This window comes from Kitasatospora paranensis (assembly GCF_039544005.1).
Lineage (GTDB): Bacteria > Actinomycetota > Actinomycetes > Streptomycetales > Streptomycetaceae > Kitasatospora > Kitasatospora paranensis.
Map to the genome: position 1 here is coordinate 3991655 of NZ_BAABKV010000001.1, position 21944 is coordinate 4013598.

23 protein-coding genes and 1 pseudogene are annotated in these 21944 nt (G+C 75.0%); 11 read left to right on the top strand and 13 right to left on the bottom strand.

What is annotated here, in order from left to right:
• Window positions 1-62: 62 nt before the first annotated feature.
• Window positions 63-632 carry a DUF4291 domain-containing protein gene (locus ABEB13_RS19165; RefSeq protein WP_345706469.1) on the bottom strand — a complete coding sequence of 190 codons (570 nt, stop codon included), beginning with the start codon at window positions 630-632 and terminating at the stop codon, window positions 63-65.
• Window positions 633-779: 147 nt separating this feature from the next.
• On the opposite strand from ABEB13_RS19165, the gene ABEB13_RS19170 reads away from it, so the two are divergent.
• Window positions 780-1529: an alpha/beta fold hydrolase gene (locus tag ABEB13_RS19170; RefSeq protein ID WP_345706470.1), complete on the top strand. Its 750-nt coding sequence runs from the start codon at window positions 780-782 to the stop codon at window positions 1527-1529.
• A gap of 24 nt (window positions 1530-1553) precedes the next feature.
• Here the strand turns inward: ABEB13_RS19170 and ABEB13_RS19175 are convergent, their stop codons facing one another.
• Window positions 1554-1892: a hypothetical protein gene (locus tag ABEB13_RS19175; RefSeq protein ID WP_345706471.1), complete on the bottom strand. Its 339-nt coding sequence runs from the start codon at window positions 1890-1892 to the stop codon at window positions 1554-1556.
• A gap of 1 nt (window position 1893) precedes the next feature.
• Window positions 1894-3984: a DEAD/DEAH box helicase gene (locus ABEB13_RS19180; protein WP_345706472.1), complete on the bottom strand. Its 2091-nt coding sequence runs from the start codon at window positions 3982-3984 to the stop codon at window positions 1894-1896.
• On the opposite strand from ABEB13_RS19180, the gene ABEB13_RS19185 reads away from it, so the two are divergent.
• From ABEB13_RS19185 to dmpI, 5 genes are all read left to right on the top strand, one after another.
• The gene (locus ABEB13_RS19185; protein ID WP_345706473.1) at window positions 3975-5033 is read left to right on the top strand and encodes a hypothetical protein; all 1059 of its coding nucleotides are present in this window, start codon (window positions 3975-3977) and stop codon (window positions 5031-5033) included. The two genes, ABEB13_RS19180 and ABEB13_RS19185, sit on opposite strands and share 10 nt — an antisense overlap.
• Window positions 5034-5161: 128 nt before the next feature.
• Window positions 5162-5773, top strand: a complete 612-nt coding sequence (locus ABEB13_RS19190) for a YceI family protein (protein WP_345706474.1) — start codon at window positions 5162-5164, stop codon at window positions 5771-5773.
• Between the two features lie 97 nt (window positions 5774-5870).
• Window positions 5871-5999, top strand: coding sequence for a LysR family transcriptional regulator (locus ABEB13_RS19195; protein WP_345706475.1), 129 nt, complete (start codon window positions 5871-5873; stop codon window positions 5997-5999).
• Complete coding sequence (locus tag ABEB13_RS19200; RefSeq protein ID WP_345706476.1) at window positions 5996-6772, top strand: LysR family substrate-binding domain-containing protein; 777 nt, start codon at window positions 5996-5998, stop codon at window positions 6770-6772. The genes ABEB13_RS19195 and ABEB13_RS19200 overlap by 4 nt, the downstream gene beginning before the upstream one ends.
• A gap of 116 nt (window positions 6773-6888) precedes the next feature.
• Window positions 6889-7071, top strand: coding sequence for a 4-oxalocrotonate tautomerase DmpI (dmpI, locus tag ABEB13_RS19205; RefSeq protein ID WP_100889562.1), 183 nt, complete (start codon window positions 6889-6891; stop codon window positions 7069-7071).
• Between the two features lie 31 nt (window positions 7072-7102).
• Here dmpI and ABEB13_RS19210 read toward each other — a convergent pair whose 3' ends face one another.
• The gene (locus ABEB13_RS19210) at window positions 7103-7561 is read right to left on the bottom strand and encodes a type 2 periplasmic-binding domain-containing protein (protein WP_345706477.1); all 459 of its coding nucleotides are present in this window, start codon (window positions 7559-7561) and stop codon (window positions 7103-7105) included.
• 11 nt (window positions 7562-7572) lie between these two features.
• On the bottom strand, window positions 7573-7986 hold the full coding sequence (locus ABEB13_RS19215) for a helix-turn-helix domain-containing protein (protein ID WP_345709731.1): 414 nt from the start codon (window positions 7984-7986) through the stop codon (window positions 7573-7575).
• Between ABEB13_RS19215 and ABEB13_RS19220 the strand changes: the two genes are divergently transcribed.
• Window positions 7909-8082 (top strand): hypothetical protein, encoded by a 174-nt coding sequence (locus tag ABEB13_RS19220; protein ID WP_345710011.1) that lies wholly within the window; start codon window positions 7909-7911, stop codon window positions 8080-8082. The two genes, ABEB13_RS19215 and ABEB13_RS19220, sit on opposite strands and share 78 nt — an antisense overlap.
• A 115-nt stretch (window positions 8083-8197) precedes the next feature.
• Window positions 8198-9493, top strand: coding sequence for an MFS transporter (locus ABEB13_RS19225; RefSeq protein ID WP_345706478.1), 1296 nt, complete (start codon window positions 8198-8200; stop codon window positions 9491-9493).
• Between the two features lie 94 nt (window positions 9494-9587).
• On the opposite strand, the gene ABEB13_RS19230 is transcribed toward ABEB13_RS19225, so the two are convergent.
• Window positions 9588-10115 (bottom strand): GNAT family N-acetyltransferase, encoded by a 528-nt coding sequence (locus ABEB13_RS19230; RefSeq protein ID WP_345706479.1) that lies wholly within the window; start codon window positions 10113-10115, stop codon window positions 9588-9590.
• A 211-nt stretch (window positions 10116-10326) separates the two neighbouring features.
• Here ABEB13_RS19230 and ABEB13_RS19235 point away from each other — a divergent pair, with 211 nt between their 5' ends.
• Window positions 10327-10605: a TetR/AcrR family transcriptional regulator gene (locus tag ABEB13_RS19235; protein ID WP_345706480.1), complete on the top strand. Its 279-nt coding sequence runs from the start codon at window positions 10327-10329 to the stop codon at window positions 10603-10605.
• Window positions 10602-11105, top strand: a complete 504-nt coding sequence (locus tag ABEB13_RS19240; protein ID WP_345706481.1) for a hypothetical protein — start codon at window positions 10602-10604, stop codon at window positions 11103-11105. Before ABEB13_RS19235 ends, ABEB13_RS19240 begins: the two co-directional genes overlap by 4 nt.
• A 91-nt stretch (window positions 11106-11196) precedes the next feature.
• Here the strand turns inward: ABEB13_RS19240 and ABEB13_RS19245 are convergent, their stop codons facing one another.
• The 3 genes from ABEB13_RS19245 to ABEB13_RS19255 form a co-directional block, all read right to left on the bottom strand.
• Complete coding sequence (locus tag ABEB13_RS19245; RefSeq protein WP_345706482.1) at window positions 11197-12618, bottom strand: GNAT family N-acetyltransferase; 1422 nt, start codon at window positions 12616-12618, stop codon at window positions 11197-11199.
• Between the two features lie 8 nt (window positions 12619-12626).
• On the bottom strand, window positions 12627-13766 hold the full coding sequence (locus ABEB13_RS19250; protein WP_345706483.1) for a hypothetical protein: 1140 nt from the start codon (window positions 13764-13766) through the stop codon (window positions 12627-12629).
• A gap of 107 nt (window positions 13767-13873) precedes the next feature.
• Window positions 13874-15556 (bottom strand): threonine/serine exporter family protein, encoded by a 1683-nt coding sequence (locus tag ABEB13_RS19255; RefSeq protein ID WP_345706484.1) that lies wholly within the window; start codon window positions 15554-15556, stop codon window positions 13874-13876.
• 274 nt (window positions 15557-15830) lie between these two features.
• On the opposite strand from ABEB13_RS19255, the gene ABEB13_RS19260 reads away from it, so the two are divergent.
• On the top strand, window positions 15831-16802 hold the full coding sequence (locus tag ABEB13_RS19260) for a cation diffusion facilitator family transporter (protein WP_345709732.1): 972 nt from the start codon (window positions 15831-15833) through the stop codon (window positions 16800-16802).
• On the opposite strand, the gene ABEB13_RS19265 is transcribed toward ABEB13_RS19260, so the two are convergent.
• The 4 genes and pseudogenes from ABEB13_RS19265 to ABEB13_RS40610 form a co-directional block, all read right to left on the bottom strand.
• Window positions 16790-19138 (bottom strand): tetratricopeptide repeat protein, encoded by a 2349-nt coding sequence (locus ABEB13_RS19265; RefSeq protein WP_345706485.1) that lies wholly within the window; start codon window positions 19136-19138, stop codon window positions 16790-16792. The genes ABEB13_RS19260 and ABEB13_RS19265 overlap by 13 nt on opposite strands.
• A gap of 58 nt (window positions 19139-19196) precedes the next feature.
• Window positions 19197-21038, bottom strand: coding sequence for an ATP-binding protein (locus ABEB13_RS19270; RefSeq protein ID WP_345706486.1), 1842 nt, complete (start codon window positions 21036-21038; stop codon window positions 19197-19199).
• 23 nt (window positions 21039-21061) lie between these two features.
• Complete coding sequence (locus tag ABEB13_RS19275) at window positions 21062-21358, bottom strand: hypothetical protein (RefSeq protein WP_345706487.1); 297 nt, start codon at window positions 21356-21358, stop codon at window positions 21062-21064.
• A gap of 204 nt (window positions 21359-21562) precedes the next feature.
• Window positions 21563-21853: pseudogene (locus tag ABEB13_RS40610) on the bottom strand (helix-turn-helix domain-containing protein); the annotation flags it as partial.
• Window positions 21854-21944 lie beyond the last annotated feature (91 nt).

Here is a 21944-nt window from a genome sequence, read left to right on the forward strand (position 1 = left end):
GGAGCGAGCCGGGGGCACCCGGAGCGTGCCCGAGGCGGCCGCCTCGGGAACGGGCACAGCAGTCAGCGCCGGCCGATGCCGAGCCTGCGGGCGAGGGCTGGATCCAGTGGATAGGGGCGCTCGGTGGGCAGCAGCCGTACGGCCTGGGCGTTGCGGCCGGCCTTGATCAGGCCGGAGATCCGGTGGACCTGCGGGGTGAGGTCGGTCAGGGAGACCGTCCACTCGTCGACGAGGGAGTCGACGAGCTGCCGCCCGATGCCGACCTGGATGCTGTAGTGGTTGAGGGCAGCGCCTGCCGCCGAACGTTCGGGATCCCACTGGACGTGGACGGCGGAAACCTCCCGGGCCTCCGGGTCACCGGTGGTCAGCCAGGCCTCGGACAGGGCGCGCTCCCAGCCCTCGCGGGTGATCCGGACGGCGAGTACCCGTTCCTGCCCGGGCTTCCTGGCCCAGTTGCTGCGGTGCATCAGCCACCGGAACGACGGCTTGATCCAGGTCATCCGTCCACGCGAGAACGGTTCGACGAACCTGCCCGCGGCCACCGAGTTCGCCGCGGTCGCCGGCGCGTAGGCCTGGTAGACCACGATCGTGCGGTCGTCGTAGTCGGCCCGGATCTCACGCAGCGCGGTCATCGCCCCACCCTGCCAGCCGGGCGCGGAAATCCGCAGCCCGTTTTCCCCGCCGTGGCAGCATGCCGACATGCCGATCTTCACCTCGTACGACGGAACGGACCTCTGGTACGAAGCGACCGGGCCGGCAACGGCGGGCGCTCCCCGCTGGTGGCGCTGCCCGGCGGGCCGGGGGCGGATCTGCGCTACCTGGGCGACCTGGCCGGCCTGGACACCGCCCGGACGCTGGTGAGGCTGGACGGCCGTGCGGCGGGCCGGTCCACCGTGCCCGCGGACCGGGCGAGTTGCTCGTTCACCGCACAGGCCGCCGACGTGGCGGCGCTCGCCCGCCATCTCGGCCATGACCGGATCGACCTGCTGGGCCACTCCGCCGGCGCCCTGGTCGCCCAGCACTGTGCGGCCGAATTCCCCACCCTGGTGGACCGGTTGGTGCTGGTGTGCCCGGTAGGGCGGGCCGCGCGCGAGCCGGACGCCGCCGAGCTGGCCGCCCTCCGGGCCGGGCGGTCCGCCGAGCCCTGGTACCCGGCCGCGGCGGACGCGGAGGCGAGACTGGCCCGAGGAGAGAGCGACACGCGGGAGCTCACGGCCCTCATCACCCCCTTCTTCTGGGCTCGTTGGGATGATCGGGCACGGGCCGAGGCAGGCCGCGCGCTGCCCGCGGCGCCCGACTGGCTGCGCGCGGCGTTCTACGCAGGGGCGGGGGAACCGCGACCGGTCACCGCCCCGACGCTGGTGATCGCCGGCGCGCTGGACGGGATGATCGGCACCGCTCCGGCGCGGCTGGCGGCCTCGTGCCACCCGAACGCCCGGCTGGCGGTCGTCGAGGCGGCCGGTCACCGGCCGTGGGTGGAGCAGCCCGTCCGCTTCAGGACGCTGGTCGAGGAGTTCCTGACCCGGTGATCCAGGCCGCCTCGGGGCGGGCGGTCAGCCCCCGGTGGCATCAGGGGTGGCATCAGCGGCGAGATCAGCGATGGCATCAGCTGCGGCGTCCCCGGCCGGGTCTGCGGCGGGGCTGCTGCCCGTCCCGGTGAGGCGCCGGTAGGACGGTGCGAGGAGCACCGCGAGGTCCCGCCCGCGAACGGTGACGCCGGACGGCCCGAGGGAGTCGATCGCCGGGGCGCCGGGGCGGGCAGCCGGCTCGTCCGCGTGCAGCGTGAAGTCCCCGTCCCAGAAGCCGTCGGGAGCGGCCTGCGGTCCGGCCGCCTGCGGCAGAGGCGTCTGCCGCAGGGGCGGTGGCTCCTGCCGTCCGAAAACGTGCGGCATCTCAGGCTCCGATCGCGTCGGCGGAGAGGGTGAGCAGGTCCCGCAGGGCGTCGGCGGACAGTTCGGTGAGCCACTGCTCGCCCTCACCGACCACGGCGCCGGCCAGGGCGCGCTTGGACTCGATCAGGTCGGCGATCCGCTCCTCGACCGTCCCGACGCACACCAGCCGGCGGACCTGGACGTCGCGCCGCTGGCCGATCCGGTGGGCGCGGTCGGTGGCCTGGTCCTCGACGGCCGGGTTCCACCAGCGGTCGAGGTGAACGACCTGGTTGGCGGCGGTCAGGTTGAGGCCGGTGCCGCCGGCCCGCAGGGAGAGGATGAACACCCCCGGCCCGTCCGGCTGTTGGAAGCGGTCGACGAGCCGTTCGCGGGCCGCTCGCGGGACACGGCCGTGCAGGTGGAGCACCTCGGTGCCGAGCCGGCCGGCGAGGTACGGGGCGAGGCGACCGGCGAACTCGGCGTACTGGGTGAACACCAGGGTGCGGTCGCCGGCGGCGAGGGCCTGGCCGAGCAGCTCCTCCAGTCGATCGATCTTCCCGGACCGTCCGGCCAACCCGCTCCGGTCGTGCAGCAGTTGGGCCGGATGGTTGCAGACCTGCTTGAGCCGGCCGAGGGCGGAGAGCACCGCCCCCTTGCGCTCCACCCCGCGGATCCCGGCGACGCGTCCGAGCAGGTCGGCCACCACCGCCTGGTAGAGCCCGGCCTGTTCGGCGGTGAGGTTGCAGCGGACGGTGAACTCCTGCTTGGCCGGCAGGTCGAGGGCGATCGCCGGATCGCTCTTGAGCCGGCGCAGCACGAACGGCCCTGCCAGCCGGCGGAGTCGGGCAGCGGCGCCCTCGTTGGCGTTCTGCTCGACCGGCACCGCGAACCGCTCCCGGAACGCCTCCGCGCTGCCGAAGAGTCCGGGGTTGGTGAAGTCGAGGACGGCATGCAGCTCGGCCAGCCGGTTCTCCACCGGGGTGCCGGTGAGGGCGATCCGCGGCCCCGAACGCAGTGACCGCAGCGCCCGGGAGCGTTCGGTCGCGGTGTTCTTGACCGCCTGCGCCTCGTCGGCGACGATCCGTCGCCAGTGGACGGCCCCGAGCCGCGCGGCGTCCCGCTGGGCGATGCCGTACGTGGTGATGACCAGGTCGGCGTCGGCGGCCGCGGTGTCCGCCGGCCCCCGTTCCGCGCCGTGGTGGACGTGGACGCGCAGCCCGGGAACGAACCTGGCCGCCTCACGCTGCCAGTTTCCGACCAGCGAGGTCGGACAGACCAGCAGGGTCGGGCCGGTGGCGCCCTCGGCGTGCTCCAGGGCGAGCAGGGCCAGGGTCTGCACGGTCTTGCCGAGGCCCATGTCGTCGGCAAGGACGGCACCGAGGCCGAGCCGGCCGAGGGCGTGCAGCCAGGCCAGGCCGCGCTGCTGGTACGGGCGGAGCGCGCCGGTGAATCCGGGCGGCGGCACGGGTGCGCCCTGTGCTCCGGCCCCGGCCCCGGCCCGGCCGGCGAGCAGGTCGCCGATCGGACCGTCGGCGTGCACCGCGGTGACCGGCAGCCCGGCGACCCGGGCGCTGTCGTCGAGGGCGAGGCGCAGCAGATCGGCGGCGGCCATGACGCCGTCGGCGTGCCGGGTGAGGAAGGCGAGGGCCGACCCGATGCGGGCTGCGTCGACCTCCACCCAGCGGCCGCGCAGGCGGACCAGGCCCTGCTGGGCGGCGGCGAGTTCGGCGAGTTCGTCGGCGTCGAGACGGGTCTCCCCGAGCGCGGCCTGCCAGTGGAAGGCGACGACGTCGTCCCGGTCGATCCGGGCGGGCTGCTCGACCGCGCCGGGCGTGCCGGTGGTGGCGGTGAGGGCCAGGCCCAGCGCGGGGCGGCGCTGCCACCAGGCGGGCAGCAGGACCCCGAAGCCCGCGTCGGCGAGAGCGGGCGCCCCGCTTCGGAGGAAGTCCAGGGCACCGGAGCGGTCCAGGCGCAGTCCGGTGGGCCGGACGCGGCGGGCGAGCTCGCGCAGCGGGGGTGGAGGAGGGCGGCCCGGTCGAGTTCGGCAGCCAGGACCGCTTCGGGCGGGTCGACAGTGCGGGCGAGGGCCGCGTAGGCAGGGCCGTGCTCCCACAGGTCGGCGGCAGCGACCAGCAGCGAGGGCCGGTCGGTGGCCTGCAGCAGCAGGTCGAGGCGCCAGTCGTCCTCGTCCGGGAGGCCGTCCGGGTCGCCTGCGGCGGGGCTGAGCGGCTCGGAGAGGCGCAGGCAGAGCCGGGCCGCAGGGTCGGCCGGGGCGCCGGCGTACCAGGTGGCGAGCCGGTCGGCGAGGCCGGTCGGAGCGGCGGCGAGCCGGCCGTCGCCGGTGTGCAGAGCGGTGAGCCAGGCTCCCACGGGGCTGTCGGCGGCCGGTGGCGCCGCCCCGGCGAGGGCGGCCCGCACTTCGAGGTCGGTCAGCGTGTCGAGGGCGTCGGCGAGCAGGGCGTCGGCGGAGCGGCGGCCCGCGGCGCGGGGCGGTTCGGCGGCGAGGGCGGCGGGCGGGCATCCGGCGGCGAGGGCGGCGGCCTCCGAGCGGTCGGGGGTCTCCGGGGCGGGCTGCCAGCGGGCGTACGCGCCGTCGTCCTGCTCGCGGACGACCGGCAGGACGCGGCCGCGCCCGGCCAGCCGCCAGGCGAGGTCGTGGACGGCGGTGAGCCAGCGCAGTGCGGCCCCGTAGGCGACCTCGACGGGCGGTCCGCCGCCGTCGGGCTGGCTGAGCGCGGCCGCGGCGTGCGGGTCGAAGAGTTCGCCGAGCAGTTGCGCGGTGTGCGGTCCGGCGAGGACGAGCGCGGGCACCCGCCAGGCGGTGAGGACGGTGCCCTGCCGGACGGCGCCGACCGGGAGCTGCGGGGACGGGGTGGGCGCTCCGCCCAGCGAGGGGAGATGGAGGGTGACCCAGCGCTCGGCGGCCTGGCCGGCCAGCCAGCCGGGGCCCGGGCCGAGGCCGGCGAGGAGCCGGGCTGTGGTGTCGGCGGGGCAGGCGTACGGGTGGGCGGAGGGCCGGCCGGGCGTACGCAGGGCGGTGGGGCGGTGGTTGCCGTGCGCGGCGGCGTCCTCGGCCCAGAGCGCGAGCCGGCCGCCGCTCAGCCAGTGCGCGTGGAGCGCGTACACGGTGCTCCCTCCGCCGTCGGACGGTTTTCACCCTAGCCCGGCGTGCTGACAGGGCCCGTCGGCAAAGTCGCCGAACCCGTTGGTTGAACTTTGAACGAGATGGGGTTATGGTGGAGCCAACAAGTTGAAGCCTAAACAAACGGCTTCTGAACCCGGGAGCAGCCATGGGCATCTTCAGCCGCAAGAACGACACCACCACCACCGTCGCCACCACCAGCACAGCCACCGGTACCGGCCTCGACCACCTGACCGGCGCCTACACCATCGACCCCACCCACAGCCAGATCGGCTTCGCGGTGCGCCACGCCATGGTGACCAACGTCCGGGGCGAGTTCACCGAGTACGACGGCAAGCTCCACCTCGACGGCACCGACCCCGGCAAGTCCAGCGCCGAGCTGGTCATCAAGGTCGCCAGCATCGACACCAACCAGGCCCAGCGCGACGAGCACCTGCGCACCGGCGACTTCTTCGCCGCCGACACCTACCCGGAGATCCGGTTCGTCTCCACCGGCGCCGAACTGGTCGGCGACGGCACCTACCGGATGACCGGCGACCTGACGATCAAGGACACCACCCGGCAGGTCGTCCTCGACCTGGACTTCACCGGCCACGCCACCGACGTGTACGGCGCGAACCGGGTCGGCTTCGAGGGCCGCACCACGGTCGACCGCACGGCCTGGGGCCTGACCTACAACGCCGCGCTGGAGACCGGCGGCGTGCTCATCGGCGAGAAGGTCAAGCTCACCTTCGACATCTCCGCCGTCAAGGCCGCCTGACCCCCGACCCACCCGGCCACGCCCCCGCCGACCCTGACGGCGGGGGCGCCGCCGCGCCCTGCGACGATGCCGTTCAGCGGTCCGCCGAGGGGAGGCCATGGAACTGCGCCAACTGCACTGCTTCGTCGCGGTCGCCGAGGAACTGCACTTCGGACGCGCCGCCGAGCGGCTGATGCTCGGCCAACCCGCCGTCAGCCAGCAGATCCGCCGGCTGGAGAGGAGTTGAAGGTCGAGCTGTTCGACCGTTCACCACGGCACGTCCGGCTGACCCCGGCCGGACAGCGCTTCCTGCCGGCCGCCCGCGACGTGCTGGCCGCCGAACGGGCCGCCCACGCCACCGCCGCCACCCTCCGCACCCCGGACCGACTGCGGCTGGGCACCGTCACGGGCCTCGGTGAGCGCCTCGAACGGATCCTGGACACCTACCAGCGGGACGCCCCCGGCATCCACGTCGAACTGCACGCCCATCCGGTGGCCGAGCGCCTCGCGCGGCTCGCCGACGGCCGGATCGACGCGGCCTTCGTCCGCGGCGCGATCCCCACCGACGACGACGGCAGCGCGGCCCAGATCCGCTACCTCCCGCTCTGGCAGGACGAGTTGGCCGTCGCACTGCCGGCCCGCCACCCGCTCGCCGCACAGCCCGACATCGACCTCGCCGACCTCGCCGGGCTGCCGCTGCGCCTCACCGAGCGCCGCAACCACCCCAGCCTGGTCGACCTCGTCCTCGGCGCCTGCCGGGCCGCCGGTTTCGAACCCGTCCCCGGCCCGGCCTCCAGCACCCTCCAGGACACCCTGGCCGCGATCGGCACCGGCACGCCGATGTGGACAGTGCTGTACGCGGCGAACGCCCGGATGATGCAGGTCCGCCGGGTCGCCTTCCGCCCGCTGCGGGCGCCCGGCCTGGCGCTCCCCGTCGCGCTGGCCGTCCGCCGGTCGGCGCCGCTCCCCCGGCTGCTGCTCTCCGCATGCCGTCCGGCCTGCGACGATCAGGATCCGTGATCGCTGCGAGAGCCGATCGGGTCTGGGTCGGGCGCGGCCCGCGGTGTGGACTGTTCCCAGGACGCCGGACCGGACGGACAGAACCGAACGGGCGGCGCGGAGTTGAGGAGCACACCATGCCCATCGTCACCGTCCAGCAGGGCCCGCGGACCGTCGAGCTCAAGCGCGAGCTGGTGCGCCGGATCACCGACGCCTTCGTGGACGCCTACCAGGTCCCGGCCGACACCGTTCAGGTGTGGATCCACGAGGTGCCCGCCGACAGCTGGGGCGCCGCGGGCACCCTGATCGCCGACCGGTAGCCCCCGGACCGGGGTGTCACGGGGCCACGGATCACGGGGCCAGCAGCGCCGCGTCCTCGTCCGGCAGCCAACTGCCGGGCGGGCGGCGCAACCACCCCTCGGAGCGCCCGAGTCGGGCGGCCGCGGCCTGAAGCGCCACCAGCCCGGGATGCCGCAGGTCGGGGCGGTGGACCAGCCCGAGCAGGCTGAGCGGCACCGGGTCGACCAGCGGCCGGGTCACGCTGCCGGGGACTTCCGGCCCGCCGGTGGTGGTCAGCACCGGATGCCCGTGCCGGGTCAGGTAGCGGGCCAGCTCCGGGACACCCACCGGCGGGGCGTACCCGGGGGCCGCCACCAGCCCGTGCACGGCCAGCAGCCGCCGCCCGAGGTCCGTCCACTCCGTGGTCGCCGGGTTGCCGGCAAGGATGTCGACCGGATGGCCGGCCAGCGCGACCACCGGGACGGACTCGCGCCCGGCCAACGGGTGGCCGACCGGAAGGATCACCGCCATCGCCTCCAACCTCACCGGCTGGTGAGCGAGTTGACCGCGCACCCGGGCCGGCAGCCCGGCGAACCGGCCGAACGACACGTCCAGCCGATGCGCGAGCAACTCGCCCGCCGCAGCGGCAAGTCCGCCGAGGAAACGGGCCAGCAGATCGCAGTCCGGCGCCGCGGACCGGGCCGCACCGAGCACCCGGTCCGAGGTGAGGTCCCCGCCGTCCACGTCGCTGTTGAGATCCACCAGCAGGGCCCTGGACTGCACGGAGGAGACGATCTCGTCGTGCAGGGCGAGCAGGCGCCGGGCGCGCGGCAGCAGCGACTCCCCGCCGGGGTGAGCACCACGCTGCGGGTGGTGCGGTGGAACAACACCTCGCCGAGTTGCCGCTCCAACGCCCGGACGTCCCGGCTGAGCGCCTGCTGCGCGACGTGCAGCATCCCGGCGGCCCGGCCGAAGTGCAGGGTCTCGGCCGTCGTGACGAAGCCGCGCAGCAGACGCGGGTGCAGATCCTGGGGCATGACGCAGCACAGTAGGCAGCGCAGGCCCGATTGACAACACAGGTGCGTCAATCCGGCCGAACAGGTGTTGGACCGCGCGCCGTGGGACCGCGCAGGGTGGGGATGTCCCGATCCGCCGAACTGGAGTCCCGTGTTCACCGCGTTCGCCGCTTACCGCCGCCTGCTCGCCCGCCCCGGCGCCCTCGCCTTCACCCTGTCCGGACTGCTCGCCCGCATGGCAGGGTCCATGAGCGGTGTGTCCGCCGTGGCGCTGATCGCCGAACGGCGCGGCTCCTATGCCCTGGCCGGCGCCGTGTCCGCCGCCGGACTGGCAGCCGTCGCGGTCGGCATGCCGCTGATCGGACGGCTCGTCGACCGCCACGGACAGGCCCGGGTGGCCGTCCCCGCGGTGCTGGCCAACGCGGTGCCGTTCGCCGGGCTGCTGCTCTGCACCGGCTTCGGCGCACCCGACTGGACGCTCTTCGTCTGCTGGGCCGCGGCATCCGGCATCCCCAACCTCGGCGGCATGGCCCGCGCCCGCTGGGCGCACCTGCTGCGCGACGACGAGGCCGCGCGGCACCTCGCCAACTCGCTCGAACAGGCCCTGGACGAGCTGTGCTTCATGGCCGGGCCGGTCCTGGCGATGCTGCTGTGCAGCACCCTCTTCGCGGAGGCCGGCCTGCTGGCCTCCGGCGTGCTCTGCACGACGGGTGTGCTGCTGTTCGCCGCCCAGCGCGGCACCGAGCCACCGGTGGCGCGCCCCACCCCCACCCCCGCCGGCGAACCGGCCCGTCCGCGCGGCCCGGCCGGCGGCACCGCCGGACTGCGCGTGCTGCTGCCCGCCTTCCTCGCCACCGGCGTGGTCTTCGGCTCGACGGAGGTCACCACCCTCGCGTACGCCGACGCGCTCGGCCACCGATCGGCGGCAGGCCTGCTGCTGGCCCTGGTCGCGGCCGGATCCTGCCTGTCCGGGCTGGCGTTCGGGCTGCTGCGGCCACGGCGCTCCCCCGTCACCAGGCTGCTGGGCGGAGCCGCCGCCATGGCCGGGCTGCTCCTGCTGCCGCTGGCGGCCGGGCTGACCGGAGCGGGGCTGTGGGTGCTCGGAGCCGCCCTTTTCGTGGCCGGGTCGGGGACGGCCCCCACCATGGTGAGCGGGATGACGCTCGTTCAGGAACTCAGCCCCGCTGGGCGGCTCAACGAGGGGATGGCCGCGGCCGTGTCCGCGATCCTGGTCGGCATCTCGGCCGGTTCCGCGCTCGGCGGCGCGGTCGCGCAGCACGCGGCGCCGGGCACCGGCTACTGGGTGCCCGCCGGGGCCGCCACCGTCGCCCTGCTGACCGTCGGCGCGGGCGCCCACGTGCTGCGCCGGCCCCGCACGGTGCCCGTCGCGGAGCCGGGAATGCACCGACCGGCTGTCGGCGCCGGGGCACCGACGTCGCGGGGATGAGCGCGCCGAGCCGCACCCGGTCCGAGCGGCCGGAGGCGGGCGGGCGCGTCACGGACGCGGCCCGGCCGGCGGAGCGGGGTGCGGCGGTCACGGTCTACGACCGCTGAGCACCCGTGCCGGGCCAGCTGTACTCGTACTCGGGGAGCTCGTGACCGCCGGGGAAGAACCCGGTGCGCTCGTCCGTGCGCAGGCCGCCCTCGCGCTCGTAGAAGGCGACGGCGCGGCGGTTGTCGCACAGCACCTCCAGCCGGAGCGTGGCGGGAGCGGCGCGTTCGAGGGCGGCGTGCAGCAGCAGCCGGCCGACGCCGCCGCCGGTGCGGCCGGGGCGGACGTGCAGGTTGTCGAGGAGCGCCCGGCCGTCCGGCTCGGGGACGAGGTAGGCGAATCCGACCGGTTCGCCGTCCTGCTCGGCGATCAGCAGGGTCGGCGTGTGCTCGGGGCCGCCGTAGTCGACCTCCAGCCGGAGCTCCCAGATGGCGCGCCGTTCGGCGGGCATGCCGTCGCCCAGTGCCTCGGCGGGGACGATCCCGGCGTACGCGGTCCGCTGGCTGGCGGCGTGCAGGTCGGCGACGGCCGTCGCGTCGTCGCGGCCGCCGGTCCGTACGGTGATGGGTCCGCTCATGGGCCGAGCCTGCCACAACACGGGGTTGAACGCGTTCAGAATTCCGTCTAGAGTCGACCCGGGGCATGTTTTGAACATGTTCGAAATGTTGCCGCCGCTCAGGTCGCGGCCGTACCGGGTGTCGAGGGGGTGGCCGGTGCGGCCCGCCCGCGCGGGCCGATCACGTCCGCGGCGGGCCGGGAGTCCGTCGACCCCGGTTAGGCTCAGGGCCGTGGACGAGCAGAAGGGCGGCACCCGCGACATGGACCAGTCTGTCCAGGAACCCGCACGCGGCGCGGAGCTCCCGGGCGGTCGCGCCCGCCCGAAGACCGACAAGAGCGAGCAGACCCGCACCCTGATCCTCGACACCGCGATGCGGCTGTTCCAGGAGCGCGGCTACGAGAAGACGACGATGCGCGCCATCGCCACCGAGGCCGGGATCTCGGTCGGCAACGCGTACTACTACTTCGAGAAAAAGAATTCCTCATCCAGGGGTTCTACGACGGCATGACCGTCCAGCACGCCGCCGACGCGGCGCAACGCATGGCCGGGCACACCGAGTTCGCCGACCGGCTGCACCTGGCGCTGTCCTCCTGGCTGGACTGTGCCGCGCCGTACCACGAGTTCGCGGCCCAGTTCTTCCGCACCGCCGCCGACCCGAACTCCTCGCTCAGCCCGTTCGCCAACGAGTCGCACCGGGCACGGGCCACCGCCGTCACGCTCTTCCGCGACGTCCTGACCGGCTCGGACGTGGCCCCCAAGCTCGACCCGGAGCTGCGCGAACTGCTGCCCGACCTGCTCTGGCTGCACCTGATGATCATCGTGCTGTACTGGGTCTTCGACCACACCCCGGAGCAGGAACGGACCCGCGAGTTCGTCCGCCGCTCCACCCCGCTGGTCGCCCGCGTCGTCGGGCTCTCCCGCTACCGGGTCTTCCGCCCGCTGGTCCGGGATGCGAAGGGGCTCATCCAGGACTTCATCCTGCCGACCATCGGCCGCACCGCGACCTGAGCACACGGCACGGCCGAGGGCCGGGGCACCGGGGCCGGGGACAAGGGCCCCGGCCGTCGGCCCCGGCTCCCGTCCCCGGGCGCGGCGAGGCTCAGAACCCGTCCGGGTTCCATGCCTGCACGGCGGTGCGCAGCACCAGGTCGGCCTCCTGAACGGCGCCGGGACGCAGCTCGGACACCAGCCCCGCCGCCGCCAGCCGTACGGCGGACTCGGCTCCGAGGTACAGCGAGCCGAGCGCGGAGACGTCCAGCGCCAGATCGGCCGGCTCGTCGGCCGCGGCGTCCAGCGCGGTACAGCGTCCGCTGCCGTCGGCCGCCGTCTCCAGCAGCCACCGTCCGGCGGCGTGGCCGGCACGGTCGGCGACGTCCAGCACCAGGCGCCCGGCCGCCCGGTACCGGCGGGCGGCGAACGCGGCGGGCAGGTCCAGCAGGCGCAGCCAGACGAAGTCCGAGCTGTCCCGGCCGGTCGTGGCCGCGCGCGGGTCGGTGAGCAGCAGCGGCAGCGGATCGTCGGGGCCGGTGTTCTCAACGACCACCGTGCGCACCCAGTCGACCGAGAACGCGAGGCGCCACAGCGCGACCGCGGTCGGCACGTCCAGTGCGAGGAAGTCGACGACGGTCAGGGTGCAGTCCGGCACCGGGCCGTCCCACACGTCGTCGACCCGGTAGCTGATCAGGCCGGTCACGGTGCCGCTCTCGTCCCGGTGCAGGGCGACGAACGGCTCCTTCCAGTCGTACCCGGGCAGCGTCACGTCACCTGTGTGCAGACGCCACCAGGCCGAGTTGCGGCCGATCGCGCCGGGCTGGGTGCGCCGCCAGCGCTCGTGCAGCTCGGCGCCCAGCTTGCGGGCCTCCGCCATGGTGACGAAGTCCGTCCGGCCGGGCGCGGCCCGCAGATCGGGGCGGATCGTGCCGCGCCGCAGGTCGATGCGCCAGGACTGGCCCCGGGTGGCCGGCCCGAAGCCGTACCGGCCGTAGATCGCGTACTCGGCGGCGATCAGGATCGCCGCGACGCTGCCCCGCTCGCGGGCGGCCGTCAGGTCGCGGCCCATCATCTCGCTGAGCAGGCCGCGGCGGCGGTGCGTGGTGTTGACGGTGACGGCGGTGATCGCGTCCACCGGCAGCAGGGCACCGCCCGGCAGCGTGAGCTCGGTGTCGAAGCTGCGGAAGGTGGCCACGCAGCGGGTCGGGTCGTACGGGTCGAAGGCCCCGAGCATGCGGCCGGGCTCGAAGACGAGCCGACGGAACTCCAGGCCCGGGTCCAGGTGGGGCCGCAGGAAGCCGCGGGCGACCGCCCGGTCCCAGAGGGGAGTTCGTCCTCGGTGATGGCGCGGACCTCGGCGCCCGACGACCCCGAGCGGCGCGCGTCCTCCCGCCCATCGTCGCTGTGATCCGTGCCGATCGGCGCTTTGTTGCCCATCCGGCCACGGTACGGCGGTCACCGGACGGAGGCATCCGAATTTCGGCCGCCCCGGAGCCGCCCGGAATGGCCCGGAGTGGCAACAGGCCCGCACACGAGTCCTCAGGCCGTCCGACGGGGCTGCGGGTGCGGGATCCGTGGGTGCCGGTACGCCGCCTGCGTCTCCGGGCCCGCCGGGGTGGCGCCGCCCGGCCGCAGCGCGTAGGTACGCTGCCGGCCGGCCCGCACGGTGCGGCGGCGGGCGTGCGCGAGCGCCTGCCGGACGGGATCGGATCCGGCTGCACCGGCCCGCTGCTCGCCCGGTCGGCGGTCACCCGACCGCTGGTCACGCGGCCACTGGTCGCCGCGGCGACGGTCGGCAAGAGCCGCGGCCGCGGTCCGGCGGTCCGTGAGCCGGGCGGAGCGGCGGGCGAGCGCCCGGGCGTGCTGGACGTCGAGGTGGGCGGTGGCCCGGGCGGCCATCCGCTCGGCCACCCGGTGGGTGGCGGCGTGGTGGGCGGGCACCTTGTCCGGCGCGCCGGCGATCAGGTCGAAGAGCCACGTCCGGGCGCGGTCGGCGCGGGCGTGCAGCAGCCGTTCGCGGCGCACCGCGCGGCGTCGGCGGCGCGGCCGGGTGGCGTACCGCCAGCGCGCCCAGGGGCTGCTGGGCCGGGCGAGGCGGACGGCACCGACCCAGGACAGGCCGGGGACCATGATGCCGAGCAGGCCCGTCCAGACCTTGCCCTTGAGGAGGGCGACGATGGAGACGACGGCGTTCACGGAGATCACCGCGACCAGGCCCCAGCGGGTGTCCTGGCCGGGCACGACACCGAGCGGGACGTAGCCGGTCAGCAGCAGGGCGGTGACCAGGATGCCGAGGATGACGGCGTCGACGGACTTGCGGCCCTGCTCGCCCCAGTAGACGTCGTCGAGGTGCAGGATCAGCGCGAACTCGTCCAGCACCAGGCCGCAGCCGATGCCGAAGCAGAATCCGAACGCGTCGATCCAGGGGTGTCCGCCGTTGGTGGCGAACACGCCGATGCCGCCGACCAGCAGGAAGCCCAGCCCGAACACCATGTGGTGGATGTGCAGGCCGCCGGGCGTGATGTTGCCGGGCCACCAGCGGACCTCGGCACGGATCATGCGCACGCTGAACCGGATCCCGACGAAGGCGGTGATGAACCCGACGAGCAGCAGGAACAGCGGCTGCTTGTGCGCCTCGACGATGTGCTCGTGGTAGCCGTTCAGCAGGTGGTTGATCACGGGTGGTGCCTTCGTTGTCGGTTGGTGCCCCGGGTGTCCCGGATGCCCGGAGTGTCCCGGATGCCCGGGGTGCTGACCGGAGGGTCCGTCCCTGGTCTAACGCGCGCTCAGAAGCCTCGGGTGCGTTTGGCGGCCCGGCGCGGGACCAGTGGGGTGGCGAGTCGCTCGGTCGCGCCCGGCACCTTGAGGAAGAGTCGCGCGATCTCGCCTCCGAGGTTCACGCCGATCGCGAGGGCGAGGGCCAGGGCGGCGGCCCGGCTGACCGAGACCAGCCCGGCGCTGGCGTGCCCCTGGGCGAAGGCGAGCATCCCGAGGTACATCGCGGAGCCGGGCATCAGCGGGCCGATGGCCGCGGTGACGTACGGCAGCGCCGAGGCGTAGCGGTAACGGGCCATCAGCTGGCCGAAGAGGCCGACCAGGCCGGCCGCGACCCCGGTGGCGGCGATGGGCGACATCCCCGCGTTGGCCAGCACGCCGTAGGTGGACCAGCCGATGCCGCTGTTGAGGACGGCCAGCGGCAGGGTCCGCCGCTCGGTCTGGAGCAGCATGGCGAAGGCCAGGGCGAGGACCATCGCGGCGATCAGCTGGACGGGCGGGTCGACGGAGCCGCCGAGCGCTTCGTCGGGCCGGAGCTTGGCGTTGTAGTTGACGCCGATGTAGAGCACCAGCAGGACGCCGATGACGATGCCGGCGATCAGGTAGAGCACTTCCAGCAGCCGGGCGGCGGCGGTGATGTAGAAGCCGGTGAGGCCGTCCTGGACGGCGGCGACCATGGCGCGGCCGGGCAGCAGGGCGAAGAGACCACCGGTGATCACGACCGAGCCGCGCAGGTGCAGTTCGTTGAAGGACAGGATGATGCCGAGCAGCGCGGCGGGCATCGCGGCGATCACGAACTGGTAGAACTCCGGCAGGCCGCGCCGGGCGATCAGGGAGGCGAGCCGGTCGCCGAGCACGGCGGCGAGGAACGCGCCGGCGAACACCAGCCAGGCCTTGCCGTCGACCCGGCCGCCGACCAGGAAGGTCGCGGCGCCGGCCAGCAGGCCGGTGGCGAGGGCGAGCAGCCAGACCGGGTACGGGTGGCGGTTGCGGCGGATGACGGCGAGCCGCCGGTAGGCGTCGTTGACCGGGATCCGCTCGGCGGTGATGTCGGCGACCAGGCGGTAGACCGCGGCGAGCCGGGTGTAGTCCGAGGTGCGGCGGCGGACCGTCCGGGCGGCGCTGACCGGCGGGTCGATCAGTGACGGGTGGTAGGTGATGGAGATCAGCGTGAAGGTGACCTGCGGCTCGCAGTGGTCGAGCCGGTAGGCGTGCGCGATGCCCAGCATGGCGGCCTCGACGTCCTCGGCGGCCTCGCCGCTGGCCAGCAGCAGCTCGCCGATCCGCAGGGTGAGGTCGAGGACGCGCGGGACGTGCCGGGCCGCGGACGGGTGCAGTTCGCGGGCCGTCTTCTCGAACGCCGGGCGCTCGGTCATGGGGGTGCGCAGCAGGGTCCGCATGCGGTCCGGCCAGGGGGCGGCACCGGGGGCGTCGAGCCGCAGCTCGGCGACGTTGATGCCGGCGGCCGGGGTGTAGCCGGCGGCCCGCCACTCGTCGGGGGTGAGGGTGTCCTCGGCGCCGGAACGGACGGCCGGGGTCAGGCCGAGCAGGCCCTCGGTCGGCGGTGCGTCGGCGGGCGCCACCCGGCGCGGTGCGACGGTGACGGGAACGGGGACGGCGTCGGAGGGTGCGGCGGGGACCTGCCGGCCGCCCCTGACCTTCTTGCCGCCACTCGGCCGGCCCCGCTTCGGCACGTCAGCCACTCCTTGCCGCCCCTGGTGGCCGCGCCGGCCACATTCGTCCGCTCCGTCCACCTTGCCCGATCGAACGCGCGGACGCACATGTCCGGATCGTCGCGTTCCGGGCGTGGTCCGGGACGATCCGGGTCACACGGCGGTCATGTCGGACATACTTCGAGCCGTGCCCCCTCACCCCGAGCAGCACCCCGACCGGCAACCCGAGCAGCGCCCCGCTCAGGGCCCCGACCGGCGGCCCGACCAGCACCCCGCCCCGCACCCCGCTCAGCCCGTGGAGGCGGGGACCCCGGAGTCCGCGGAGGCCTCGGAGAGCGCCACCACGGTCGTCGTGGCGGGCCTGTGCAACCTCGGGATCGCCATCGCCAAGGCGATCGCCGGCGTGGTCAGCGGCTCCGGGGCGATGCTGTCGGAGGCCGCGCACTCGCTGGCCGACACCGTGACCGAGGTCCTGCTGTTCTTCAGTCTCAAGCGCAGCGCCCGCCCGGCCGACGACGCCCACCCCTTCGGCTACGGCCGGGAGCGGTACGTCTGGGCGCTGCTGGCGTCCTTCGCCACCTTCGTGGGCGGCGCGGTGTTCTCGGTCACCGACGGGATGCGCACGCTGCTGAACGGCGAGGAGCCGGGCAGCCCGGGGCTGTCGTACCTGATCCTGGCGGTGGCGTTCGTGCTGGAGTCGGTGTCGCTGGCCCGGACGGTGCGCCAGGTCCGGGGCGACGCGGGCCGGCTGGGGGTGTCGCGCAGCCGCTATCTCCGGCACACCCCGGACACCGCGGTGAAGGCGGTGTTCCTGGAGGACGCGGCGGCGCTCGTGGGTCTGCTGTTCGCCTTCGGCGGGGTGTTCGGCACCCAGCTGACCGGCTCGTCGGTCTGGGACGGCACGGCCTCACTGCTGATCGGCGCCCTGCTCGCCTGGGTCGCCTTCGTGCTCGCCCGGGCCAATGCGTCGCTGCTGATCGGCCGGGCGCTGCCGCAGGCCGCCGAGGACCGGATCGCGGACACCCTCCGGGCCCAGCCCGCCGTCCGCCAGGTGATCGATCTGGTGACCCTGGTGCACGGGCCGCAGGACGTGCTGGTCGCGGCGAAGGTGGCGTTCGCCGGGACGGCGAGCGCCCACGACGTGGAGCTGGCCTGCGAAGAGGCGGACGGGGCGATCCGGGCCGCCTTCCCGGCGGTCGCCCGGATCTACCTCGACCCGACCCCCGGCGGCACGCGCCGGGGGCCGGGCGCCGGTCAGAGGCCGTAGCGTTCGACGATGCCCTGGTGCCGGGCGGTGTCGGCACCGGCGGCCTCGGCCAGGTCGAGCCAGCTGAGCGGGTGCGTCCAGGCTCCGGTGAGCCGCAGCAGCAGGGCGTCGGCCTCGGCGGTCGCCGCGGTCGGCGGCACGCCCAGCGCCGCGTAGATGCCGGGCAGCCCGTCCGTCCCGCCGGCCGGGTCGGTGACCCGGTAGTGGTCGCCGCTGTACGCCCACAGGCCGTAGCCCTCGGCGGCGAGCGCCTCCCGCAGGGCGACCCACGCCTCGTCACCGGGCCAGGCGCCGTCCACCCAGTGGGTGGTGTAGCCGGCCGGGTCGAGCAGGGCGAGCTGCCGGAAGACCGGCCGCCAGGTGTCCGCCCCGCCCTCCTCCGGACGCTCGTTGAGCACGGCGGGGCCGAAGACGACGACATCCCGGTGGTTGAGCGCGACGTCGTCGCCGAGGACGGGGAGGATCCGCGCGGTGGCCGGCCCGGTACGCACCGCGGGCAGGTCGACGGTGGCGCCGTTGCTGCGCGTGGAGCGGACGGTGACCATCTGCCACTCCTCGTCCACCGGGCCGTCGGGCTCGTCGAACTCGATCCCGATCCGGGCGCCGGTGCTGCGCACCACCGCCCAGTCGCGGTTGGCGGTGGCGGCGGTGATCAGGTGCCAGAGGTCGGGCTCCTGGACCGTCCGGTGCTGCTCGTCGGGGCCGGTGTCGGCGGCGGGCAGCGCGTGCTCCAGCAGGTCCTGGTAGAGCTGCTGGGCGCGGGCGTGGTCCCCGAGCCGGGTGGCGGCGGTGGCGGCGAGCCGACGGGTGTTGAGGGCGTCCGGGTCGTGGGCCAGGACGGCGTCGGCGTGCTCGCCGACCTCCTCCCAGCGGCCTTCCGCAGCCGCCCAGCGGGCCCTGATCCAGTGCGCCTGGGCGGGGTTGGCGGGCAGCAGCAGCTCGGTGAGCCGCCGGATGCCGTCGCCGTCCTCGGCCTCGATGAGGACCTCGGCCAGCATGCCGGCGGTGTCCCGGTCGGACGGGTCCGCCTCCAGGCGGCCCCGGAGCAGGTCGGCGGCGGCGCGCGGGTGGCCGAGGGCGTCCAGGGCGCGGGCCGTGTGCAGCGCCAGCAGCGCCGCGGCCTGCGGCGAGGCGGCGCCCGCCGCGGCGAAGTGGTCGAGCGCGGTCTCATAGCTGACCTGCTGCTCACCCAGCCAGGCCGGCAGTTCGTCGGCGGGCACCGGCGGCTCGGCCGGCGGCAGGGCCTCGGCGGCGGCCCGCAGTGCCGCGAGCCGGTCGGCGACGCCGTCGGTGCGGCGGAGCACGGCGAGCTTGCGGTCGCCGGTGTCGGCCAGGGTGAGGGCCACGGTACGGGCGCCGCGGGCGACCGCGAGCCGTCCGACGATCAGCAGCAGGTCCAGGCAGGGCCGGTGCGAGCCGGCGGTGTCCAGGTAGCCGACCCAGCGGGCCAGCCGGGCGCCGAGGGCGGCATCGTTGTCGAGGCCGCCGTGCGGCAGCGCCCCCGCGCCGGCGAGGGACTCCACGGCGGTGGCCCAGCGCATCCGGATGTCCGGGTAGCGGTCGGCCTCGTCGGCGTCCGGGAGCAGGCCGAGGGCCTCGTCGGTGCGGCCGAGCGCGGCGAGCGCGACGGCCCGCCCGGCGGCCAGCTTGCGGCGGTCGTCGTCGTCGAGCTCGTGCCGGGCGGTGTAGGCGCGCTCGGCGGTGTCGTAGACGTCGAGGGCCTCCTGGTGGCGGCCCAGGCGGACGAGGGCACCGGCCCGGCCGTGGCCGCAGGCCAGCGAGACGCTCTCGCCGGCCGCCTGGATGCGGGCCTGGGCGCGGTCGAGGTGGGCGAGCGCGTCCTCGGAGCGGCCGTCGTCCTCCAGGGTGTCGGCGTACTCGCGGGAGAGGCAGTCGAAGCAGGCGCGGGCCGGGTCGACCCGCTCCAGGGTCTCCTCCAGGACGGCGAGCCGCTCGGGCACGTAGCCGGGGCCGTCGATGTTGCCGTGGCAGATGGTGAAGTCCTGCACCACGCAGACCGACTGCGGACAGGAGGCGGTCTCCTCCCGGTGGGCGAACTCCAGCAGGTCGACGGCCTCGGCCATCGCGGCCTCGCCCTGGTGGCGCTTGTTCAGCAGGTTCTGCATCCGCCAGTGCCGCAGGAAGACCTCGACCCAGGGCAGGCCGAGCGCCCGGGCGGAGGCCAGCGCCTCGGGGTACATCGCGTCGAGCTGCTCGTTGCGGCCCTCGATGGCGTGCCCGGCGATCTCCACCAGGGCGGTGGCCAGCCGGTGGTGGCCCGCCTCGGCGAGCTGCTCGTGGGTGTCCCGCACCCAGGCCCAGATGTCGGTGCTCATGCGGTGGTCTCTCTCGGGTTCCGGTGGGATGCGGGTACGGGGACGGGCGCGCCGGCGGTCACGCGCCGGACCAGGTGAGGGCGGAGACCGCGGTGCCGATGCCGGCCAGGGCCGCGGTGAGGTCGCCGTCGGCGGAACCGCCGCCCGCGGCGGCCATGATCATCTTGAGCGAGCGCAGCAGGCCGGCCGCGGTGGCGCTGCCGGTGTGCCCGGCCCGGTACGCGGTGAGCAGGTCCTGGACGGCGGGCGAGGCGAGGTTGAGGTACAGCCGGGCCTTGACGGTGCCGTCCGTCCGGGCGGTGAAGGCGCGGGCCAGCCGCAGTGCGGCGGACGGGATCCGGGCGTCCGCCTGGTCGTCCTCGATGCGGGCCTTGAGTTCGGCCTCGCGGTCCGGGACGAGCACCAGCGGCAGGCCGGGCGGGTCGAAGCGGGCGGGCACCAGTTCCTCGCCGTCGCCCGCGAGGGCCGCGGCCAGCCACGCGGTCTCCTCGGCGGGCAGCGGTTCGGCCGGGTCGCGGAACAGCTCGCGGTTGCCCTGCGTGCTGCCGAGTTCGACGATCCGGCAGTCCTTGAGCTGGGCGTAGCGGCGCAGGAAGGGCAGCACCGCGTACCGGTCGCCGCGGGCGATCGGCACCTGCATGGCCCGGTAGAGCATCTCCTCGAACCCGCCGCCGCTGCCGAGGGCGACGTGCAGCGCGCCGCGGCCGGCGGCGCGCAGGGCACCGGCCGTCAGGTCGCCCTGGGAGGTGGGCACCGGGACGTCGTCGGCGAGCAGGGTGAACAGCCGGTCGTCGCAGAGCGCGGCACCGAGCAGGTCCTGGCCGTGCCGGGCGAGGATGCGGCGCCAGGCGGCGGGGTGCAGCCGGGCGGTCTCGTAGAGGCCGTCGACGACGGCGTCGGCGAGCGCCTTCTGCAGCGCGCGGTAGTGCTCGTCGCGCTGGAGGTCCTCGCGGCTGGCCGTCGGGGTGAGCCGGCTGGACTCGACGACGCCGCCGATGAACCCGGCCCAGCCGGGCAGCAGGTCGCGGGCGTCGTCGGCGAGCAGCATGCCCTGCAGGTAGACCGCGAGGTCGCGGTTGTCGGTGGAGCCGTACGTGCCGCCGTCCTGCACCCAGAGCAGGCCGACGGCGTCGGTACCGCCCTCGGCCGGGGTGACCGGGAAGGCGGTGAGCGGTTCGAAGCGGCGTCCGAAGGCGGAGGCGAAGCGCATCCGGGCGGCGTGCAGGTCGCCGTCCACGTCCTGGCGCCACGGCACCGGCACGTCGTTGACGGGCCGTTCGGCGTCGCCGACGAAGACCGGGATGGGCAGCAGGACGCAGTACCGGCCGAGCACCTCGCGCAGCGCGTCCTCGTCGGCGAGGTGGCCGTGCTCGGTCTTGAGCAGGAGTTCGACGGCGGTGCCGGGCGCGGGCCTCGGCTCGCACGGCTCGACGCTGTACTGCTCGCCGCCGCGGCTGCGGTAGCGGTGGCCGAGCGCGGGTTCGCGGTGCGAGGTGGTGGTGACGGTGACCTGGTCGGCGACCGAGAACGCGGACAGGAAGCCGAGGCCGAAGGCGCCGATCAGCTCCTGGTTGCCGGTCAGGTCGCGGAGCATCCGGGTGTAGCCGGTGCCCACGGTGGCGAGGTAGGCGTGGATCTCGGGTTCGGTGAGTCCGGCGCCGGTGTCCTCGATGACGACGGTGCGGCGCGCGGAGTCGGCGCGCACCCGGATGAGCGGCGCGGCGGTGGACTGCGGGTCCTCCAGCCGGCGCCGGGTGTGCGAGTCGTGGGCGTTCTGGACGAGTTCGCGCAGCGCGACCAGCGGGGTGGAGTAGAGGTGCGTGGCGAGAACGCTCACCAGACCGCCGAGGTCGACCTCGGTCGTACGCAGATTGTCGGCGGGTGGCAGACCTTGGGACATGCTGCCCGAGTCTGCCAGTACGACTATCCGTCGACCAGCCCTTTTCGGTGGGCGGACCGGGCCGGGGCGGACAGGCCGAGAACAGCCCGGGCCGCCGCCTCCAGCAGACCTGCCGGGTCCTCGCCGGCCGGACCGGGGCGGTGCCGGACGCCGTCGTTGACCAGGGCGAACATCGCGTGGACGCGGATCCTGGCCTCGGCGGTGTCGTAGTCGGGCCGGACCTGCCGGAGCAGCCCGACCCAGACCCGCAGGAAGTCCCGGCGGAAGTCGACGGCGGCCCGCCGGTCGGACGGGTCGAGCCGCTCGGTCTCGCTGAGCATCACCCCGAGGTAGTGGCTGTGGCGGCCGGCGAAGTCCAGGTAGGCACCGAGCGCCGCGTCCAGGGCCGCCGCGGGCTCCGCGCCCGGGCCGGCCGCGACGGCGCCCTCGATCTCGGACCCGAGCTGCACGCGGCTGCGTTCCAGGGCCGCCGCGAGCAGCGCGGCCTTGGTGCGGAAGTGTTTGTAGACGCTCGGCCCGGCGATGCCGACGGCGGCACCGATCCGGTCGGTGGAGACGTTGTCGAAGCCGCGCTCGTGGAAGAGCCGGACGGCCGCGGCCAGCAGCGCCTCCCGGCGCGACGGAGCCGCGGGGCCCGGCGGGGCCCCGGGACGGCCGGCCGCACTGCCTGCCCGGCCGCCGGGCTGGACGCCAGCAGGTCGCCGCCGAGCCGGCCCAGCAGGTCCTCGAACCGCCGCCGCGGCGGCGCGAAGGTGTGGTTGGACAGGCTGCCGTACGCGGACAGCACGGACCAGCAGAGGAACTCGACCTCCCAGGAGCCGAGTTCGGGGCGCTCACCGGCCAGGACGGCGGCCATCGTCCGGACGTCGGCGCGCAGGTCGCGGCGGAGCCGGGCGCGCTGGGCGG

Excerpts from the sequence above, each read along its gene's own strand:
- ABEB13_RS19165 (WP_345706469.1), bottom strand. The coding sequence starts at position 632 with ATGACCGCGCTGCGTGAGATCCGGGCCGACTACGACGACCGCACGATC.
- ABEB13_RS19175 (WP_345706471.1), bottom strand. The coding sequence starts at position 1,892 with ATGCCGCACGTTTTCGGACGGCAGGAGCCACCGCCCCTGCGGCAGACG.
- ABEB13_RS19190 (WP_345706474.1), top strand. The coding sequence starts at position 5,162 with ATGGGCATCTTCAGCCGCAAGAACGACACCACCACCACCGTCGCCACC.
- ABEB13_RS19195 (WP_345706475.1), top strand. The coding sequence starts at position 5,871 with ATGGAACTGCGCCAACTGCACTGCTTCGTCGCGGTCGCCGAGGAACTG.
- dmpI (WP_100889562.1), top strand. The coding sequence starts at position 6,889 with ATGCCCATCGTCACCGTCCAGCAGGGCCCGCGGACCGTCGAGCTCAAG.
- ABEB13_RS19210 (WP_345706477.1), bottom strand. The coding sequence starts at position 7,561 with ATGGCGGTGATCCTTCCGGTCGGCCACCCGTTGGCCGGGCGCGAGTCC.
- ABEB13_RS19215 (WP_345709731.1), bottom strand. The coding sequence starts at position 7,986 with ATGCTGCACGTCGCGCAGCAGGCGCTCAGCCGGGACGTCCGGGCGTTG.
- ABEB13_RS19230 (WP_345706479.1), bottom strand. The coding sequence starts at position 10,115 with ATGAGCGGACCCATCACCGTACGGACCGGCGGCCGCGACGACGCGACG.
- ABEB13_RS19240 (WP_345706481.1), top strand. The coding sequence starts at position 10,602 with ATGACCGTCCAGCACGCCGCCGACGCGGCGCAACGCATGGCCGGGCAC.
- ABEB13_RS19265 (WP_345706485.1), bottom strand. The coding sequence starts at position 19,138 with ATGAGCACCGACATCTGGGCCTGGGTGCGGGACACCCACGAGCAGCTC.
- ABEB13_RS19270 (WP_345706486.1), bottom strand. The coding sequence starts at position 21,038 with ATGTCCCAAGGTCTGCCACCCGCCGACAATCTGCGTACGACCGAGGTC.
- ABEB13_RS19275 (WP_345706487.1), bottom strand. The coding sequence starts at position 21,358 with ATGCTCAGCGAGACCGAGCGGCTCGACCCGTCCGACCGGCGGGCCGCC.